The following is an 18,408-nucleotide window of genomic DNA, read 5'->3' as shown; positions in this document are numbered from 1 at the left end:
ATGGGATGCACCCCAAACCCTCAATAGGATGCATCCCACCCCTCACAGGGTGTGTCCAACCCTCATAGAACACACCCTTAATCTCATAGGGTGCATCCCAACCCTCACGGGATGCACCCCAACCCCTTACGGGGTATCTTCAGCCCTCATGAATAGCCCGCTCTTATGAGCGCCTTCTTCCCATGGCATAAAAAAGAAGTTTGCCAGCTATTCTTTTTGTTGCCCATTTTCGTATGACCCTCTGTAAAAACCCTCAAAACCACTTTTATGGAATATATAAAATTTATTATGAAAGAATTAATTAAGGCAATTAAGAGCAAATTTTGTCTTTTTCTAGACAAAATTTACTCTTTTTTATGATTGTTGTATTTTTACTATAGTTATTTAAAGTGAATTTATATATGATCCATTTTGATATTTATTTCTGTAAATAAATATAGGAGAAAAACTATGAATATCAGATATTTTTTCATAGCGGGGGCAATTACATGTGGTTTAGCTCTTGCGATTCAAGAATCTGATCGTATAGTCAATCAAGAAAAAGCACCTATTGTTACTCCTTATACTGTTGATGAAGTTGATCAAGATGATTTAAACCTTCTTGAACCAGCAAGTGGCACATTTGATACATTAGATATACTAGTAACGCATAGTAACTATAGCTCAAGAAGTAGCTACGAAGAAGATTTATACAATAAAGGAAAAACTTTACTGGACGCATTGGTTGGATTTTTGTGTTCTGTTATCACGTTTTTTGTCAAGACGCTTTTCGCAACACACTGAAGAGAGAGGAGCTAAAATTTCCTAAAGGAAGCCCCACATATTGTGGAATAAGACAAAATGAAAGCTAACAAGGCCCCATCTTTATTGGGGCCTTGGTTTTATGTAGCTGTTCTTTTTATCAACGAACCGTTTATTCTGTTTCCTATAACGTCTTTTATCCTTGCTTGATTTTTTTTCACTCTAAAGGGAGCAGATTCCTAAACTTCACCAATCTGTCATGGGATTAATTTCATTAGACAGAAGAAATCCCCCTACACGCGTACGATTCCGGCTCGTGGTGGATTTCCACCTAAATTTCTAATTTTTTTCTCATGGGATTAATTTTTCATGGGATTCGCTCCCCTCGAGCAAGAAAAACCTGCTAACAACTTGCCCACTAGCACCTTGCCCGCTAACAACTTGTATATCTAATTTCACAGACAGAGCCGCTAGCGCCTTGCCCTAAAGACTTCAGTTCTCCCTCACTCTTACACTTCATGGATACACAAGAAGCCAAAAGCAGAGAGAGCCAACGTCTTTATTTTTAAGACACGTAAATTTATATCACCGTTTCCAAGAACAATATTTCACAGCACGAAATCAATGATCAGACTTTAAGATGATGCAGCGGTCTTTTCTTTCAAGAACAGAGAAGTGCACATGTGATATTGATGATTCTTCCACGCATTGCTTCAAGAAATTTTGAATCTACTCTCTGAGAAATGTATTGTGATTCTTTATTTTCTCTCAATTGAGGGTTTAATCTCGTATAAAAGGGCTCTTTTTTTCAAAAATGAGGCATTCAAAACACATCAATTGTTGTCTCAATAAAGGCGCATTTTCCATCTTCAAGAGTGAAAAGATTTCCTCCCCATCAGCTTCAAATATAGTTTATTACACATCATAGAAGCCCTGTTTCCTTCTTCTTATTTTTTCTCAACGCGTTTTCTCTGCAAAGATCTCTTTTGAGAGGCAATCTTTTGTCCCTGATTCGAATCAACAATAACTCTCGTCTTTTATGGGCAATTTCTCCGCAAACTGTTCAAACAACGCATCCCTGCATTGCTTAATCTCAGCAGCTTCTTTGGCCATTATCGCAGCACATCGAAGATACCTCGTGTCGAAGATACTTCGTATCAAAGGTCCTTTCTTCACAGCCAAGCAGTTCTCCTGTTACCAAGCTTGTTCTGTAAGAAATGGGTTTCCCATCACCTTGCCATGCAAGAGCACCAAGATGCAGCAAAACTGCTACCTTAGTTTTGCCTTTTATCCACCGAATCAAAAGGTCCTTTTCCCCAAAGAAAATGCTCTCATGAAAGCAAAACATTTCTTGAAGACCCAAAATTTCCCCCTCGTGGCTTCATCAAGCGCTCGCAAAAAATCCTCAGTGATTCTTTTTTCAAAAATTTCCAGTCCACAAATCACTAACTTCAGATGTACCAATGGCAAAGTTTGAGAATTCTAAGGATGAGGCGTTGAGCCAAACAGCGATACCAGCCATAATGAAATAATCCGCAATCAAATGCGGATACTCTTTACGGACTCTCTTACTTTAAAAAAAATTGACACTGCGCACTTAGATGAGAATCTTCTCACAAAACAACCAACCTGTCCTTCAGTGAAGCGATCACTCAAAGTTCTTTAAAAACACAACAGCGTTTTTCATACTCAAAACTTCATGATCACAGTTTTCATAGACTTCTTTTTCTCCCCTCTCCGCCATTCATTTTTCCCCCTCATGGCTTCTCAAGCGCTGTATCTTGTTCTTGCAACACGCTTTTCAGTTGTTTTTTCAACTGGTAATACATTTTCGCCTGCTTAAAGACACCATAATAACATTCGAAAAGAAACAAGAAAGACCAAGCCATAAACAACGTCACGATTCCAAGCACGGGGACAAAGAGTGTTATAAACTTATTCCCGCTCTCTCTCCTTTTAAACGGATTATTTTGCAGAGAGGTTGTTTTTCCCCGTTGCTGATTTGCTTTTTTCAATTTCCGAAAATTTTTTCTCAATAAACACCACAATATGATGGAGACTATCAACAAAACCGGTATCAAGACAAACAGACACACGGCCATAACTTCCCAGATCACGAGAAGAGAAAAAAGAGTAGTATCCTGCTTCACTGTCAATTCCCATTGTTCAAAGGATGGTATAGAGAGCATCCAGCAACACAGCTCAAGAATGAGAGAGAGGGAACAAATAACTATCGTTTCTTTCGGGGAAAGAAGCCCGTACTCGAGCAAAAAAGAGCGTAGTTTTTTACGAAATGCTGAATTTTTCCACTTCATGATCCAGTTCATTTTCCCGTGCCCTTTTTTACACTTGCGCAATTTTTAATGACCGCCCTCATTTTAATGACACACAATGACGCACCAAGCCTCAAGCACACTTTTTGACCACTTCAATTGTCCATTGATTTACAATCTTATGTCAAACACTTTGAGAACAATAAGACAGTGCAACAACCTCTTCTTAAAAACATCTAGAGATTATCCAGAGAAAAGAAATGCCCCTCTGCGCCTCTCCGCAGTTTTCGTCTCTTCTTCTCTGTAACATTGCTTTCCCCATGAACTTCCCAATTTTCTCCGTGATATTCTAAGCCTCACACACGTTTTTTCATCACTGTTCTCAATTGTTCCGTCACCTTGTAAGACGCTATCAAACGCTTGATAAAAGAATAATATAGCGCAACAACTGCTATGGTTAAGAGAACATCAAATATGACACCCCCAAAAGCCAAGAGAAAGGTTAATTTCATCATAGCAAACGCAAACGCAGACATCTCATCCATTTTTCACCCCCTCGCGTTCTCTGGATTGCTCTTGTTGCAGTGTTAATTCTTCCAATCGCTGGATCTTTTTTTTCAACTGAGAGGTTAAGACTGCGCGAAATACTAAAATAACGGGAACCGTTGCCAAAACACAGACCGAAAGAAAAGCCAACAGCGAAAAGGCAATGACAGCATTGGCAATTTTCATTTGATCTCCATTATGACCCATCTGTTGAAAGAACGCGCTATAAACATAGCCTTTGTAAGCCATAATGATGAAAGAGATGATGAATATAATGACATAATCTTTTCGAGAAAAAGTAAGCCATTTTTTAAACAGAAAGGTATTGGCCTTTGTGTCAGCTCCTAAACTTTGTTGTTCTCTCTCTTTTTCCTTGTTTTGCAGATCAAAAAAACGCTGCGGATGCTCTTCCCTCATGCGTTTTTGTTCTTTTACCTTGTAATACAACCTCAAACGCTTGAAAAAAGAATAATAAGGCACCACGATGATCGTAGTGATCAAAATGGCCAAGATCATAATCGTGAGAAGAAGGAAAAAAAAGAACGGTATGAGAAAAAGAAAAGCAACCCCCTCCATGGTAACACCTTATCCTCTGTCCGATTTATTTTGCTGCTCTGTTATTTCTTGCCCTTGCTGCATTGTTTTTTTCAATTTACGTTCTCGAAGACTATGGAGCCCCCAAAGGATAGGGAAAAGTATGAGAAAACAAATCCAGATCAAAACTGGTAGAAGAAAAATAACATGCTCCACACCATACCAACCTTGCAACGGTTGTATCGGAGGATTGGCATAAACAGGTGTCTCTAAAGCCATCATGATGGAAAATGCGCAGGACATGATAAGAAAAAAGCCGCGCAACACCCTTTGATAATTTTTTAAAGAAAAAATCACAAATTTTATACATGAAAAGAACTGGGATTCTTTATCCCGCGCTAAATTTTTCCCCTTCATTTTTTCCCCTGCTTTTTACCCTTTATTTTTTTAATTATGAGCTGTTCTTTATCTTATATAAAGAAGCCCTTTGTTTTTCTCAACGAATGATTACTTCAAACACGCACTTTTATATCCATAAATTTCAATTCCCCATCACTTATAAAGAGAATATCATGGCGATCGTTTTTTCCATCCACTCCACCCATTATTTCCTCATCATACACAATGAAACCCTGTTCCCTTAATTGTTGTTTTTCTCCTCAACAGCTTTCTTATGGAAAGCCCTTTTGTTACACAACTCTAAATCTCTGGGTCTAAAATACTGAGTGCTCTCCACTTTCATGGACAATTTTTCACCCATCTGTTCAAGCCATCCATAACTGAGTTGTTTTGCCTTTTCTCCTTCTTGAGCCATCACCACAGCACATTCAAAATGGATTTCTTCGATGCCTAACACAGAAGATATTTGTATAGAAGCAACATTCCCCACCACCAAGTTGATCAGCTTCTGCAAAGATTTTTCTGTAAAAGCGTAAAATCTTAAAATCGCCAAGCAATGCAAAAGCTCCAAGATGCCACCAGGCACAAAAAGCCTCCTTAGTTCTGCCCTTTTCCCAAAAATGAAGTATCCTTTTCCCAAGATGGAAGTGCATATTGGCAACGAAGCAATTCATAAAAACCAAAATCTCCTATCGCTTTTTCCAAAGCTTCATCAAGCGCTTGCTTTAAGCGCCCAGCACAAACACTTTCTTCAAAAATTTCTCATCCCTTCGCCTCAAAATTCAGTGGTATCGCTAACAAAGGTTCAGAATTATAAGGATCTATAGTCTGACAAACAGCAGCAAAATACCAGTCGTAATTAAAAGTCCATAATCAAATTGCGGACAATTCTTTATTCTCTCATCATTATAAAGAACCTGCACTTCGCGATCGGGCAAAGAGTAAGTCGCCAAATGATCACCTTGTCCTTCAATTTCAACCAACCACCCCAAGCTCTTTAAAAGCGCTGTTGCGCTTTCCATGGTCAAAACTTCTCATCATCACCATCTTTATAAAATTCTTGTTGTGCTTCTTCCCATACCTGTTTTCCACTTGCCTGTTTCAAACTTGCCTGACTTAAACTTGTCTGTCCCCCATATGGCAACACAAGCGGTGTATTATATTCTTTCCGCTCCCTTTTGATTTCTTGTCTTATCTTGCAATAGATTTTCGCCCGCTTAAAGACAGAATAATAAAGTGCAAAAATGAACATATCAATGAAAATAGCAAAGACCGCCGCAAACAAGACTCCTATGATAATGATGATTTTAAGATCACTGCTCATCTTTCTCCCCTATTGCTCCCAACTTATTGTTTCTCGTTGCCGCGTTGCTTCTTCCAACTTCTGAATATTTTTTTTCAACAAATACTCCAAGAGAATACGAAGCACAAACATCACCGGTATAAAAACAAAAAGGCATACTGCTACAATATCCCAACCCTCTAAGACAATAGAAAGAGTGTTATTTTGCCATCCTAGCGATACCCATCCCAACAGCATTGCTGCCAAAATGCCTATTCTCATCACCACAATGATAGTAGAGAGACAAAAAAGAACCTTGTACTCTTTTCCTGAAAGCAAAACTTCTTCAAACAAAAAAGAACGTGCTTCTTTATAAACTGTTGGATTTTCCCTCATTTTCCCCCGCTTTTCTAAATTTCTAAGCTGTTTTTTATCTCGTATAAAGAAGCACGTTATTTTTCTCAACAATTGATTGTTTTTAAACACACGTTTTTCTCTCCATAAAGCTTAACACCTCCTCTTAGATCAAAAGAGCGCCATAATAACACTTCAGGTCACAATTGCAGACAGTCTTTTCTCTCATCTTTATAAAAAGTGTTGTTGTGTTTTTTCATCAAGTGCTGATGGGCCTTCCATGGTTAAAGTTTCATGATCATCATAATCTTCACAAAGCTCTTGTTGCACTTTTTCTTCCCAACTCTACATTGTTCTGTTTCAAACTTGCCTGTTTCACTCTTCACGGATTTGCCCTTAACAGGCTTCCTTTCACGGGTTTCCCTTGTTAGGTTCTCCTTGTTGAGTTCTCCCATGGAGGATAAAACGCTCTGTCGTGTTTGAGCACTCTTTTGCATTCTTCTTTATTGGCAAGCGACCCTCCCCTTAACCCAAGAGACTTTCCTACTCTCAAAAAGAAGAAGAGGGTGCAACTCTCAGGCAAAAGACATTTTTGATACAGATGATATATCCGCAAGATACAAAGAGTTTTATAGAGCAGTCAGGGCTTCGACCTCCCCTTAACACAAGAGCCAACAGCATAAATAATAGGAAGAATAGAAAGAATGCGATAAAAAGCTTCACGCCTCTGTGAATGAGAGTGTGTAAGCACATTCGTTGCTCTTGGTTACTGCGTTTCTTCTTGCAATTGTTGAATCATTGTTTTCAACTTACGCGTCACTCTGATGCGAAGCAGCAAAATGGTTGGTAAGAAAAAAATGGCAAAGGCAAGCATCCATGCAAACGGCTGTAAGACGGTAAAAGAGAGGAAATCACCCCACCATGCAAATTTTAAGATGAGGCAAATAACCGTTGGAGCGGTTATCATAACCGTCGAGATATAAAATATTCTTTTATAATCTTGCCAAGAAAGGGCAAGCTGTTTTTTATCCAACGCTGCATCCTGCTTCATTTTGCTTTTCTTTTTTTGCTCTTTGCTCCAGCACGCTATCACGTTCTTTAAGCACGTGTTGCAGTTCCTTTTTCACTTTACAATAGAGCCGCGCACGCTTGATAAACAGGTAAAACAGCAGCAAAGCTGGCAGAGTTATTAAAACGCTCATTATTATCCAAAAGAAAAAAGAGAGTCCCATTAATGTTACAAAACTACTGGTCATCTTTTTCTCCTATCGCGTCCTGCACACGCAGTGCTCTATCGCGTTGTTCAATGGCTTCTTCCAGTTGTTGAAGTGTTATTCTCAGTTTGCCCGTATATTTTATGCAGAGTATTCCAATAATCGGTGTGAAGAAAAGAAGATATGTCGATATGAAACTTGATGACAGAGATATAAAAACACTGTCACCACTTTCCCAGCCTATCATCTTTACTATAAAGAACGTAGCCTGTAAAACCGCAATGATGAGAGAGATAAAAAAGAGTATTTTACACTCTTTTGGCCCAAAACCCATCGCCTCTGTAAAGGACAGAGAGTTTACACCTTTATCAAGTACTGAATTTTGCCCCATCCCTTTTCTTTCTTGAGAATGCAATGGCTGCGGTGTATTTTTTAGTTCCTGAAGCAAACTGAAATATAATCTCATACGTTTGATAAAAACGTAAGGAAGCCCAACAACGACCATATGAAATAAAATGGCCATTATAATGAGTCCGAGAAGACCCCAAAATCCTATAAAAAAAAGCACTTTTTTCCCTCTCACATTTTATAGACTTATTGGTTTAGCCGTAGTTGAAGCAAACTGTTCTAATTTTTTTATCATTTTTTTCACTCTCTGATTGAGAAAAGTGTAAAATATCAAAATCACCGGTAAGGAGAAGGCAAGACAAACCCAGACCACAGCCATTAAAGTAGCCATAAAGCTATAAATAACAAACCATCCAGGATGATTATGTATAAACTGTTGCATCGCTTGTTGAGCATTTGTTTCGTTCAGATGCTGTATTGCCCCCCAGAAAATCGTCCCCACTATGGGTCCAAACATTATGAGAAAAAGAATAAAAGAAATGATGAATATTCTTTTATAATCTTTTCCTGAAAGAAACAGAGATTCTTTAAACGAAACAGGATTCATTCCCATGTCACATATTGTATGCAGCACCTTTCTTTCATCCTCATAAAGGCTCAAACCCTGTGCTTCACGTTTTTTTATTTTCTTAAAGACTTTTGAAAATGCACTTAAACGGCTAAAACGCTTAATAAAAGAGTAATAAATTGCAATGATTGCCATCACGCTACAAACACCAATCATGATATATGCCACAAACGCTGTCACAAAGGACAATATTGCATTTAACACAACAAAAACAGTCACCTTTTTCCCCTCTCACATTCTATAAAATCATTGATTTATCTGATTACTCTGGTGATTTTTCCAATTGCTGAATCAACTGTTTCAAATCCCGCTTCAAGGTGATATGTAAGAAAAGAATGCTTGGAAAAAATACTATAAAATATCCCAAAATTACTTCTGGTAAAAGACAGAGAAAAGCCCACACGCCATTCCACCCAGCAGCACGCCACATCTCTATCATATCCATTCCATTTGATAAAAACTGTCCTTGGCTTAATTTTTTAAGATTTTCCAGAAACGTTCCTTGAGGCTTTTGCTGAATGATGGCTTGAAGCTGCTCATTTGATATCACGTGAAAGAAATCCAAAGGATTCATGTAGGTTGTAGCGGCTACCGCTATCAATGCTAACACAGCGAGACAAAAGATGATGACATAATCTTTTGTTGAAAGAACCATCTTGTTTTTGAAGAAAAAAAGCCGCGATTCTTTACCCAACACGCCTTGAGACACAAAAGCCGTATCCCCTTGTTTTTGAAAAGATTCGTGCTGTGACTTATCAATGTCCACGCTAACATCCCCCCACTTTTTCAATATTAAGCACCCCTCATGAGGCACCAGCCTAAAGCTTTTTCACAAATTGTACGAACTTTTTCACGTGTATGAACCCTCTCACGCCTTCTTCATCATATTTTCAACCACACTTTTCAGTTTCTAAACTTTGCAGTTTCTAAACATAACGAAGCACAGTTTCGCACAGCTGATAAAAGAATCATACAGTGTAAAAATTTGTACAGTAAACGGAAGTGCTTTTAACATCCAAAACAGGAAAAGTAAAACCCTTAAATATAAAACTGGCGCATTATCCCCATCGCCTTTTCTACACTGATTGCCCCATATCGTCATTTTTTATCGGATTGCTTTTCCCAATGCTGCCCTGTCTTTTAAGAGAGTCTTTTCAAGTAAGAAAGTAACCTCGTAGTTCCAAATGACAACAGCACAGAGTCAGAAATCTCTTGAGAAAACGCGCAAAGCACGTCATAACAACCACGCATACCTCCTTCGGCCTTCTTTGCCAATTGACCAAATCGAACCCTGTTAAAATTGTGGTATAAAACGAAGTGGAATGATTTAATCTCTTTTTCTTCCTGTCGAAAGCCATTTTGTAATGGGAACACGCACACTCTTCTTTCAGAAAGAAACATTTTTGTTCTTATAGATAAATTTCACTGTACCCATCAGAATGCGAAACACTTTTATTGATTTATAAATTCTACAGAAGAATTAAATGATGCATAAAAGAAATGATTCAACGGAAAACGCACCAAAACCAAGGAAAACAGAGGATTTTAGAGAGAGAGAGGGAAAAAGTTTTGTTATATGAATCGTAGCTATGAATAGCAATGTCGATTATCAGAACAGACATGCTTAGAGCTCAAGATCGAGAGAACAGGAATATAAAAATCCCTTACAGCTTATAAAAGAAGATTTTTAAGCAAAGGAGTAACAACCTTTGCTTAATTTTTTCTGCTTTTCTCTTCACCATGCGTTTTAGAAGAGCCCCTATTACTTTTTTAACCCTTCTAGTTCCTTTTGCATGTCAAGATACAATCTCGCACGTTTGAAAAAAAAGTAATAAATTCCGACAAGAACCATACTGTTTAAAATAGTAATGATGATAAGACCAAAAAACGCAAGAATACCGAACAATATTGTAAAAATAAACATTTCTTTCCCCTATTTTGCCTCTCTCTATTTTGTTTGTGCAAAAACGGATTTGTCTTGTTGTTCAGACGACTTTTCCAATTTCTGCAACATTGCTTTCAAACGACGATCGAGGAAGACATGAAGCGTCAAAACGACCGGTAAGAATATGATAGACAATCCCCAGATAAAAACCGGCAAGAAAATGATAAAATCAAAAAAGCCTCCGCCCCCACCATAAATTTCACCAGTAAACAACCCTAGGAAAAATACAGGCAGATACACTGCACGAAGGGTCCCTAAGATCAACAGAGCCAAAGCGATACAGAGGATTATTTTATAATCTCTCATTGAAAGGATCATAGCGCCTTTAAAGGCCAAGAGTTTAGATCCCTTATCAAAGGCTGAATGTGATTTAGTCTTCATACCCTGTGTTTGAGCAGAGTCGTGTTGTGATGTATCTATGGTCATGCCAATATCCCCCCACTTCTTAAATATTAAGCACCCCTTATGAGGCACCGGCCTAAAGCTTTCTCATAGAGCTCTCCCGCGATTTTCCCCCATATCTCAAGACGTATAAAAAAGCACGCCTCAACATAGAGATAGAGAAGAAAAAGCCCAGCCGTCATAAACCGCATGTTTGTTACAAAATCTCAAAGCAGCACCAACGATATGATAGCTCTCTACGCCTTGATAAATACACACACTGTACACGGAAATCTTGATAGCTCTCTGTATAAAGAGCAGCTATAATAGTCTCAATGAAAATTTTCTCCCTATTTACAAGATTCCATCAAAAAGATCCACAGTGTATCTAAAAATGTGTGTCTCTAAAATGGCAGCACATATATTATGCAGCACACACACTCCATATCTTGAGAAATGAATATTCGCACAGAAGAAACAACAACTCTTTTAAAGATTGCCTCTCTTCATTTCAGAAAAATCCGATGATAAGAAGCGTTTTTTGCAGAACGAAAAAAGAAAGAGATAACATTTTATTTTATATTCTATAAAGGATATTTATAAAAAGAAAAAATCACTAAAAGAAAATAATTTTGTTCCTTTCTTTTATTACGGACCTCTTACTCATTACCATTGCATGGATTGGTAAGATAGATATTTTATTTGAAGAGAGAAGATAAAATGTGGTATGATAATAGGGGATAAAGTTTGTTTTTTGTAAGGGTATTCTTTTCAACAAACAACAAACCTTCCTCTAAAAAGGACAAAAGAGAGGCTTCATAAAATGATGCATCAGGCATCCTCATACTGTGCTCAACAACAAAATAACAACCTTTGAAACAGCAGTTGAAAATGCCCACCACACCTTCTCAAGCAGAAAGACAAATAAGACACCCCATCAGAAAACGCACACTTAGCTCCCCAAAATATCTTCCTAGGTATTTTTCCAAGTATCCCATTGTATTTTTTCATTCCCCTTTGGCAGAAATCGCTCTTGAATTTCTCAACGCACATCCTTTTCAAGATATGTTCAAAAATTTCTGTAGAAGGCAAATCATCAGTTATCAAGAGCAAGAAAATGGTGATGAACAGCTACAAGAGTTCTTTTACCCTGCAAGAAGCCTTACTCTCAACATGAGATAAAAAACAACTTTGTCATGCTTTTATTGGCAACAGCCTTCTGCTCACCCAGTGAGAGCATTTTCTCAAGAACGTGTCACTGCTTTTGTTCAACAGGAAATCTCTTTTAAATTCAAATGGTAGGTTCATGAAAATAGGTAAAAAACGCGGTAGACCCAGAATAACAGGAAAGCTCAGAGAGCCCAATGGCCGTATTTCACGCGCCAAAAAACCACGCAAAGCGCCTCCTCTCCTTACGATTGAAATGCGTGCGAAACACTTTGGTTTGACCATAGAGGAAGCCAAAAATCCGTTATCGAGCACTTATATTGGGCGCCTTTGTTTACTTGGATATAAACAAGATCCCTCAGGCATCAGTAAAGAGCAATATGATACTGCGCAAAGGTATCTACAAATTAGAAACGACTATTTATGTGCAAAAGGTTTGCCAAGCGGCTATTATGATGAATTTACGCACGCATCCGATGAAAAAGCACACAAACAGTGGATTCAAAGAGCAAGTGATCACTATGAGGACATGAAAAAAGCGATTCAAGAAGCACAAAATCTGCATCGCCAACACAACTTTCATGCTGCGTTACAATATCTTGTTGTAGAAGACCAGCCGCTCCCCACTCTTGTCAGTTCATTGCGCATTATTCTGAATGCGCTTCATAAACATTTTGACGGCTAAACAAAGAATGCACTTTTGCCAGCCAGCATCCTCATTCTCCCAGCATCCTCATTCTTTTTGCCAGATTCTCTTTACCAGCCCCAATGTTGTAACAACCCTTGGCACTTAAGACAATTCATAAAAAGTCTTTATTCCTTTATAGTTTTTCGCCCCACACCAACCTTGCTTGCTCGTCACAAGCAAGTGATTTTGATTGATTCAAAATACATAGATTGGAAATGAGAGAAATTTACAGTATTTGGGCAATATTCGGCTAGTATTCGGGGTTCTCATTCAAGAGGAATAACAATAAATTATCATGATAAATCAATAGGATGACGCATAACATCATCACTTTCATGACCTCTGTATCACCATTATCACGTGATGCCCTCCTATAGAGAGAGACAATGTTGTTTTTAAAAAAATTGAAAGTTATTCTTTCCACATCCGAAAACTCTCTCCCCAAAAACTCTCTCCAATGAAACAGCAATTTTTGTTGTACCAACCATTGGCAAAATAAAAACATAAGAGCGCATTTTTCTTGTTGACAGCGTATGAAAAATCGTATTTAATGACTGGTGCGGGGATGGTTTTTTTGCGCCTATATTTCATCCTTATTCCTCTATAAGATTGTAAAACCTATAAAACATTGTTTTTGAGGACGGTAGTATATATTCATCTATAGGAATACACGCACTCTTATTTGATTTTGCTTCGCGTCAATAGCCTTAATCCCCCAAATAGCCTTAATCCCCCAAATAGCCTTAATCCCCCAAATAGCCTTAATCCCCCAAATAGCCTTAATCCAAGAGAGAAGCGTAACTTTGAAGATATTCAAGGATGGATTTGTCCAAACCTCTAAATCACATCAGTGTTAACAGAGCGAATGTACTCTTAAGAAAAACCAATCTGTCATCAAAGGCGTGAAAAATCAGTATTAAAAATCTTTGCCCTCTGTGCGGAAGAAAAATTTCATCTTGTCACAACAAAAGAGCAAGCCTTCAATGGGATCTTAAGAAAATTTTCAAAGGAAGAAGATCAAGGGGAAGAATCTGATTTTTCCACAAAATGATTTTTTCGCAAAAAAATAAAGCCATCTTTCAAAGAACAAAGAAAGCATTGACCACAAAATAAGGAATGGGCTCAACCTGTCACAAAAGCCTTTTTTGTAAAAAAAGAAGGAGAAAAGCAATCACCACGAAAACAATATACATTCTTAATACAACAAAAGCCCCATTATTCATAGCATTTGTTTAAAACCTTCAAATCATTCATTCTAAACGACAACTAAGCAAACTATCATCGCATTTTTATCTGGACATTTTCATCTGGTTTACATCTCTCTTCAACATGTGCATGCCCCACATAAAAGTTTATTGTTTCCAATGCAAACATGATAAATCAAAGAACAAACGAATTTTTCTTTTAAAAACATCAACAAGTTGCAACAGCACGCACACCTCTCACAATCTTCACAGATTTTGAGATTCAGAAGATAACTGAATTTTAGGCTCTGAGATGCCGCCCTGCTTTGCAAAGCCTTCTTAAAAACCATGACCTCATTTCTTTTCTTCTCAAGGGAGAGAAGAAATCGAGAGCACAACATGTTTCAGCCAAAATAGAAACATAGCATGCTGATTGTTAATATGGAACTTCAGAGTATGAAACCACAAGATTCAAACACAGCGCAGAGTTCATCACAAACACAAGAAGGTGCTCTCGCCAATGAACCCGTAGAAGGTCTTTCCACATCTATAGAACAACACACCATTGAAAAAGAAAAAAATATTTCCTTCCAGCGTGAAAAATTGCAAGGAATTATTACGAGTTTAGAAAACGACATCACCAGTGGTTATTGGATCATTGCCTATTATGAAAATATAGATCTTAAAATGATGCCTGCTCTGGTAAAGCAAGCAAACAAGAAATATCCAGAAATGAATCTTCAATTTGCCTTGACCCCTCAAGACTTTGCTCATTCACTGCAAGAAGCTATCGGGAGAAACGTTCAGTGTTCCAGATATATAGTAAACACGCAGGAAAAGGGCAACCATTTTGCGGTAATTGATCATCAAACTATCGAGAATAAAGCGTCTGTGATATTTTTTGAACCAACAACATTTATGAATAATATAAATGCGACTTTATTAGGACTAAGAATAAAACAAGCCATTGAAGAGTGTCAATTGCCTGAATGTTATTTTTCCATGGCTGAAATGGATATTCAACGAAGCCCCTCTGAATGTGGAATAATAAGTTTAGCTCTTGCCAAAAAGTTTCATACCGAAGCTGAGGAATTAACAAGAATGCACAAAGATAATGTGAGGGGTGTTTTATGCGAACCTGATACGCATTTACCTCCTGATAAATTAGACTCCTATCTTCCAGCGCGTTTTTACAAACACACGCAAGGGGCAAAACGTCTTAGAGAATATATAAAATCAAATCCGGAGACTGAAAATCAAAAAGTAAACAAAAAAGGCGAAACTCTTGGTGAAAGATTTAAAAAGAACTTAGTGACAAAAGAAGGAAAAGCTGTCTCCGTTTCATTACATAAAAAAAGGATCACGGAATATAAATCTCTGATGATATAATATGGTGTTTTTGCACATATGTGGTGGAAAGTTAAGCACTGCATGTTTAGAAATTGAATTAATTCATATTGCAAATTCTCCTGATTTTGTGATTTACAAGATACAAACAGCATAACTTACATCTTAAAATAACATGCAACTGTTGTCTTAAAAATGGTACCTCTTAAAGCTCTCTCATAAATTCTAGAGTTATTTTTAAAGACAAGACACCTTTCCAGAGAGATACAAAACCTCAATATTTTGCAAAAGTATATGCTTTAAAAAAAATCCTCTCGCTAACTCTTCAGAGTGACAACTTTCCCTCTCAAGCTGCTATACATCAAGAATAATGAACAATTCCAACTTTATAAGTACCGTTAGCATGCCATAAATTCCATCTCCCCCCCTACCACCGCTCAAACAATACATCACCAAAGCACTACCTTTAACCAATCTCTCAACAATCAATCATTGGCAGTCTCACCAGCAGCCAATCTGCTCGTTTTATTACTCTTTCACTTTTCTTCTGTTCCTTGAAAGACGAAGAAAAGTTCATTTTTAAGTTGTCAGTCAGCCCCACATCAAGTGGGGCTTTTTTTATGGAGAAGCATATGAGAAAAATATCATCAGAAGGGCTTGCACTCATTAAACAATGGGAAGGCTTGCGTCTAAACGCCTACAAAGATGCTATTGGTGTGTGGACAATAGGTTATGGACATACAAACAGTGCTGGAAAACCTTTTGTGCACAAAGGGATGACAGTCACTGAAAAACAAGCCGAAGAGCTTCTTTGTCAAGACTTAAAACAATTTGAGATTGCCGTTGAAGAAGCTGTCGCTGTTTCTTTAAACAATTCGCAATTCGCAGCGTTGGTATCCTTTTGTTATAATGTAGGAACGGAAGCTTTTTGCAATTCGACACTGTTAAAAAAACTAAATCAAGGTGAATATGAAGCTGTCCCAGCAGAGCTACAGAAATGGACCAAAGCAGGCGGTAAGCGTCTTGAAGGTCTCGCACACCGGCGCGCCGCAGAAGCAGGGTTGTGGGCGAAAGGGGCTTATGTTTCCTCCAATTATCAAACAGTAGAAACACAAGAGCCAACAGGGCTTTTCAAAGCAGAAGCACTTGCACCAATTATTGGCTCTTTCTCAGGTCTTGGAGGTTTGTTAGCAGGCAATGGTCCCATTCAATGGGCTCTCGCTGCCATTATGGTTTTAGCAGCCTGCGCTGCTATTGTCTTTGTCGCTAAACGCTTTCGAGAGCAACGCTTATGATCTTATGGACGCAAACAAAAGAGCCAACAAGGCTTAAAGCAGAACCCCTAGCTCCGATCATAGGTTCTTTTTCGGAACTTGGTGGTTTTTTAACAGGCAATGGTCTACTGCAATGGGCTTTGGCAACCATTATGATTTTAGCAGCCTGTGCTGGTATTGTCTTTGTCTCTAAACGCTTTCAGGAGGAATACTTATGATGTGGTGGATGAAAAAAAATGTGATGGTAACAAGTGCGGCTTTAGCCGCTTTTTTTATGGCTTTAGCAAGAGCTTTTACCCTTGGAAAAAAGACAGAGCAGCAAAAGCAAATAGAAAAAACTTTAAAGGCAGCAACAACACGGCTTGAGGTGGAAAATGAAATTAATCAGAAAAGTGATGATGATGTGCGTACTGCTCTCTCTCACTGGTTGCGCAACAAATAAAATTGCTTCTTCTTGCGTTGGTTGGATACCTATTTATTTAAGCCAGCAAGATTTAAATGTCATCAGCTCAACCTTAGCAAGAGATCTCTTAAAGCATAATAAACAAGGTGAACGCTTGTGTGGATGGAAACATGGCTAGAAAAAGTACAGAAAAAAGCACCGAGCTTACAGAAGTAGAAAAAGAAATGCTTCAAGAAATGATACTCACCTATCAAAGTGTGAAAATGATGTCTCGCTTTATGAAGTGGATAGCCTTTTTTCTTTTTTTGCTTATCCTCGATTTTGCCCGCCTTATGGAAGCGGTAGACAATATCTATGTACATTTAAAACAGTGGTTTTCAAAAGACTAAAAACTTATCCTCCAAAACTTATTTATTATGCTATGCGGCAAAACATATGCCGTAAAATATTTGGGATATTCAAGAGAGATAATATTCTCGAAGAGCTCAATAATCTTTTTTGTGGTTAATTACGCTACAAATAAGCTTTTATAATATTTTAATTTCTCTATAATGGTGTTAATTATGGATTTTTTAACTTCGCTATGTATAATACGTTATGTGTTTGAAATAGAGGGATTTTTATGAAAACAAAAATTTTAACAACAGTATCAATTCTTACTTTAATTGCAACTTCATCCGTGCAAGCAGCGGATACCGTGCTTCTTCAACAACAAAAGCCACATGTTTCACCCACTCTTGTTGCTCCGCCTTTTTCTTGGACCGGTGTCTATCTTGGAGGACAGATCGGTAATTTTGTAACTAAAAATTCTTTAGATTACTCTAAAGATGCGACAACTGGGAAATGGGCTTGGGTTGATAAAAATTTATCTCCAAAACCATCAGGATTTGGTGCGGGTCTTTATGCAGGTTCTAATATTGATCTTGGGGATAACTTTGTTTTCGGTATTGATACAGATCTGATGTGGTCTGGAAAGAAAGACACAAAAACGGGTAATGAAAAAGAAATTTCAAATGACGAAGAGTTAGATTCTATTAACGCTGTCCTTAAAGAAGCTGGACTTCCTATTAATAGACCTGGATCTGCTGATGAAACAATCCCTAATGTTGGCGACATTGTTGAGAGCAGTGTTTCTTTAGAAGAACAGTGGTCTGGTGCGACACGTGTACGTATTGGATTTGCTTCAAATCGTATAATGCCCTATGTTGCAGGTGGTATAGCCTATGCAAAGATGCAATATAGCATGTCAATTTTGTCAAAATCAGAGGAAGATCCATCTTTTATATTTGCTTCTGGCAAGGTGTTTGATGAAACACAAACCATGATTGGTTATACAGTGGGTGGTGGACTTGATTTTGCAATGACAAATAATGTTATCATGCGTGCAGAATATCGTTATTCGGATTTTGGTAAGAAGAAATTTGCAGACGATAAACTTGAAATAAGCTCCAAGATCAATAATTTCCGTGTTGGTTTAGCATATAAATTTTAATTTATTACAAGATTAAAAACAAAATAAAACGATTAAGGAACCCCGACTCAGGCGGGGTTTTTTATTTTGTTAGCTGTAAAACTGCCTTCATGGCGATGAGAAAAAGAGCACTAAATCAAATCTGCAAATAAATTTATACGATTGTGCGATTGTGCGATTGTGCGATTGTGCGATTGTGCGATTGTGCGATTGTGCGATTGTGCGATTG

General features: G+C 37.9%; 21 protein-coding genes and 1 pseudogene. 9 read left to right on the top strand and 13 right to left on the bottom strand.

Annotation, left to right across the window (positions count from 1 at the left end):
* Positions 1-450 precede the first annotated feature (450 nt).
* Complete coding sequence (locus ME1_RS02840) at positions 451-783, top strand: hypothetical protein (protein ID WP_004862969.1); 333 nt, start codon at positions 451-453, stop codon at positions 781-783.
* A 2,587-nt stretch (positions 784-3,370) separates the two neighbouring features.
* On the opposite strand, the gene ME1_RS02825 is transcribed toward ME1_RS02840, so the two are convergent.
* The 13 genes from ME1_RS02825 to ME1_RS02755 all read right to left on the bottom strand — a co-directional run bounded on the left by ME1_RS02825 (position 3,371) and on the right by ME1_RS02755 (position 10,690).
* Positions 3,371-3,559, bottom strand: a complete 189-nt coding sequence (locus tag ME1_RS02825; RefSeq protein WP_004862962.1) for a hypothetical protein — start codon at positions 3,557-3,559, stop codon at positions 3,371-3,373.
* Positions 3,552-3,977, bottom strand: a complete 426-nt coding sequence (locus ME1_RS02820) for a hypothetical protein (protein WP_245256286.1) — start codon at positions 3,975-3,977, stop codon at positions 3,552-3,554. The genes ME1_RS02825 and ME1_RS02820 overlap by 8 nt, the downstream gene beginning before the upstream one ends.
* A gap of 168 nt (positions 3,978-4,145) precedes the next feature.
* Positions 4,146-4,397, bottom strand: coding sequence for a hypothetical protein (locus tag ME1_RS02815; RefSeq protein WP_245256285.1), 252 nt, complete (start codon positions 4,395-4,397; stop codon positions 4,146-4,148).
* Positions 4,398-4,734: 337 nt separating this feature from the next.
* The gene (locus tag ME1_RS02810; RefSeq protein WP_004862950.1) at positions 4,735-5,079 is read right to left on the bottom strand and encodes a hypothetical protein; all 345 of its coding nucleotides are present in this window, start codon (positions 5,077-5,079) and stop codon (positions 4,735-4,737) included.
* 235 nt (positions 5,080-5,314) lie between these two features.
* Entirely contained in the window at positions 5,315-5,515 is a 201-nt protein-coding gene (locus ME1_RS02800) for a hypothetical protein (protein ID WP_004862948.1), read from the bottom strand.
* A 2-nt stretch (positions 5,516-5,517) separates the two neighbouring features.
* Positions 5,518-5,817: a hypothetical protein gene (locus ME1_RS02795; protein ID WP_004862946.1), complete on the bottom strand. Its 300-nt coding sequence runs from the start codon at positions 5,815-5,817 to the stop codon at positions 5,518-5,520.
* Between the two features lie 9 nt (positions 5,818-5,826).
* The gene (locus ME1_RS02790; protein ID WP_245256297.1) at positions 5,827-6,171 is read right to left on the bottom strand and encodes a hypothetical protein; all 345 of its coding nucleotides are present in this window, start codon (positions 6,169-6,171) and stop codon (positions 5,827-5,829) included.
* Between the two features lie 724 nt (positions 6,172-6,895).
* Complete coding sequence (locus ME1_RS02780) at positions 6,896-7,180, bottom strand: hypothetical protein (protein ID WP_035009138.1); 285 nt, start codon at positions 7,178-7,180, stop codon at positions 6,896-6,898.
* The gene (locus ME1_RS02775) at positions 7,155-7,385 is read right to left on the bottom strand and encodes a hypothetical protein (protein ID WP_035009082.1); all 231 of its coding nucleotides are present in this window, start codon (positions 7,383-7,385) and stop codon (positions 7,155-7,157) included. Before ME1_RS02775 ends, ME1_RS02780 begins: the two co-directional genes overlap by 26 nt.
* Positions 7,375-7,866, bottom strand: a complete 492-nt coding sequence (locus ME1_RS02770) for a hypothetical protein (protein ID WP_245256282.1) — start codon at positions 7,864-7,866, stop codon at positions 7,375-7,377. The genes ME1_RS02775 and ME1_RS02770 overlap by 11 nt, the downstream gene beginning before the upstream one ends.
* A gap of 63 nt (positions 7,867-7,929) precedes the next feature.
* On the bottom strand, positions 7,930-8,538 hold the full coding sequence (locus tag ME1_RS02765; RefSeq protein ID WP_004862937.1) for a hypothetical protein: 609 nt from the start codon (positions 8,536-8,538) through the stop codon (positions 7,930-7,932).
* A 43-nt stretch (positions 8,539-8,581) separates the two neighbouring features.
* Positions 8,582-9,109, bottom strand: coding sequence for a hypothetical protein (locus ME1_RS02760; RefSeq protein ID WP_245256296.1), 528 nt, complete (start codon positions 9,107-9,109; stop codon positions 8,582-8,584).
* A 1,158-nt stretch (positions 9,110-10,267) separates the two neighbouring features.
* Complete coding sequence (locus tag ME1_RS02755; RefSeq protein WP_004862930.1) at positions 10,268-10,690, bottom strand: hypothetical protein; 423 nt, start codon at positions 10,688-10,690, stop codon at positions 10,268-10,270.
* Positions 10,691-11,951: 1,261 nt separating this feature from the next.
* On the opposite strand from ME1_RS02755, the gene ME1_RS02745 reads away from it, so the two are divergent.
* The 8 genes and pseudogenes from ME1_RS02745 to ME1_RS02705 all read left to right on the top strand — a co-directional run bounded on the left by ME1_RS02745 (position 11,952) and on the right by ME1_RS02705 (position 18,200).
* On the top strand, positions 11,952-12,497 hold the full coding sequence (locus ME1_RS02745) for a hypothetical protein (RefSeq protein WP_004862926.1): 546 nt from the start codon (positions 11,952-11,954) through the stop codon (positions 12,495-12,497).
* Positions 12,498-14,140: 1,643 nt separating this feature from the next.
* Positions 14,141-15,073 (top strand): YopJ/AvrA family T3SS effector serine/threonine acetyltransferase, encoded by a 933-nt coding sequence (locus ME1_RS02735; protein WP_004862925.1) that lies wholly within the window; start codon positions 14,141-14,143, stop codon positions 15,071-15,073.
* A gap of 590 nt (positions 15,074-15,663) precedes the next feature.
* A complete protein-coding gene (locus tag ME1_RS02730; protein ID WP_004862921.1) occupies positions 15,664-16,326 on the top strand; it encodes a lysozyme in 663 nt (220 codons plus the stop codon).
* Between the two features lie 11 nt (positions 16,327-16,337).
* Positions 16,338-16,523: pseudogene (locus ME1_RS02725) on the top strand (hypothetical protein); the annotation flags it as partial.
* Positions 16,520-16,747 carry a hypothetical protein gene (locus ME1_RS02720; RefSeq protein ID WP_004862915.1) on the top strand — a complete coding sequence of 76 codons (228 nt, stop codon included), beginning with the start codon at positions 16,520-16,522 and terminating at the stop codon, positions 16,745-16,747. The pseudogene ME1_RS02725 and the gene ME1_RS02720, both read left to right, overlap by 4 nt.
* Positions 16,680-16,886, top strand: a complete 207-nt coding sequence (locus ME1_RS08220; RefSeq protein ID WP_035009075.1) for a hypothetical protein — start codon at positions 16,680-16,682, stop codon at positions 16,884-16,886. The genes ME1_RS02720 and ME1_RS08220 overlap by 68 nt, the downstream gene beginning before the upstream one ends.
* Positions 16,879-17,097, top strand: a complete 219-nt coding sequence (locus tag ME1_RS02710; RefSeq protein ID WP_004862913.1) for a hypothetical protein — start codon at positions 16,879-16,881, stop codon at positions 17,095-17,097. The genes ME1_RS08220 and ME1_RS02710 overlap by 8 nt, the downstream gene beginning before the upstream one ends.
* Positions 17,098-17,330: 233 nt before the next feature.
* The gene (locus ME1_RS02705) at positions 17,331-18,200 is read left to right on the top strand and encodes an outer membrane protein (RefSeq protein ID WP_004862909.1); all 870 of its coding nucleotides are present in this window, start codon (positions 17,331-17,333) and stop codon (positions 18,198-18,200) included.
* Positions 18,201-18,408 lie beyond the last annotated feature (208 nt).

Source organism: Bartonella vinsonii subsp. arupensis OK-94-513, assembly GCF_000278235.1.
GTDB lineage: Bacteria > Pseudomonadota > Alphaproteobacteria > Rhizobiales > Rhizobiaceae > Bartonella > Bartonella arupensis.
The sequence above is the reverse complement of the archived record's forward strand: the minus strand, read 5'-3'. Positions and strand labels throughout refer to the sequence as shown.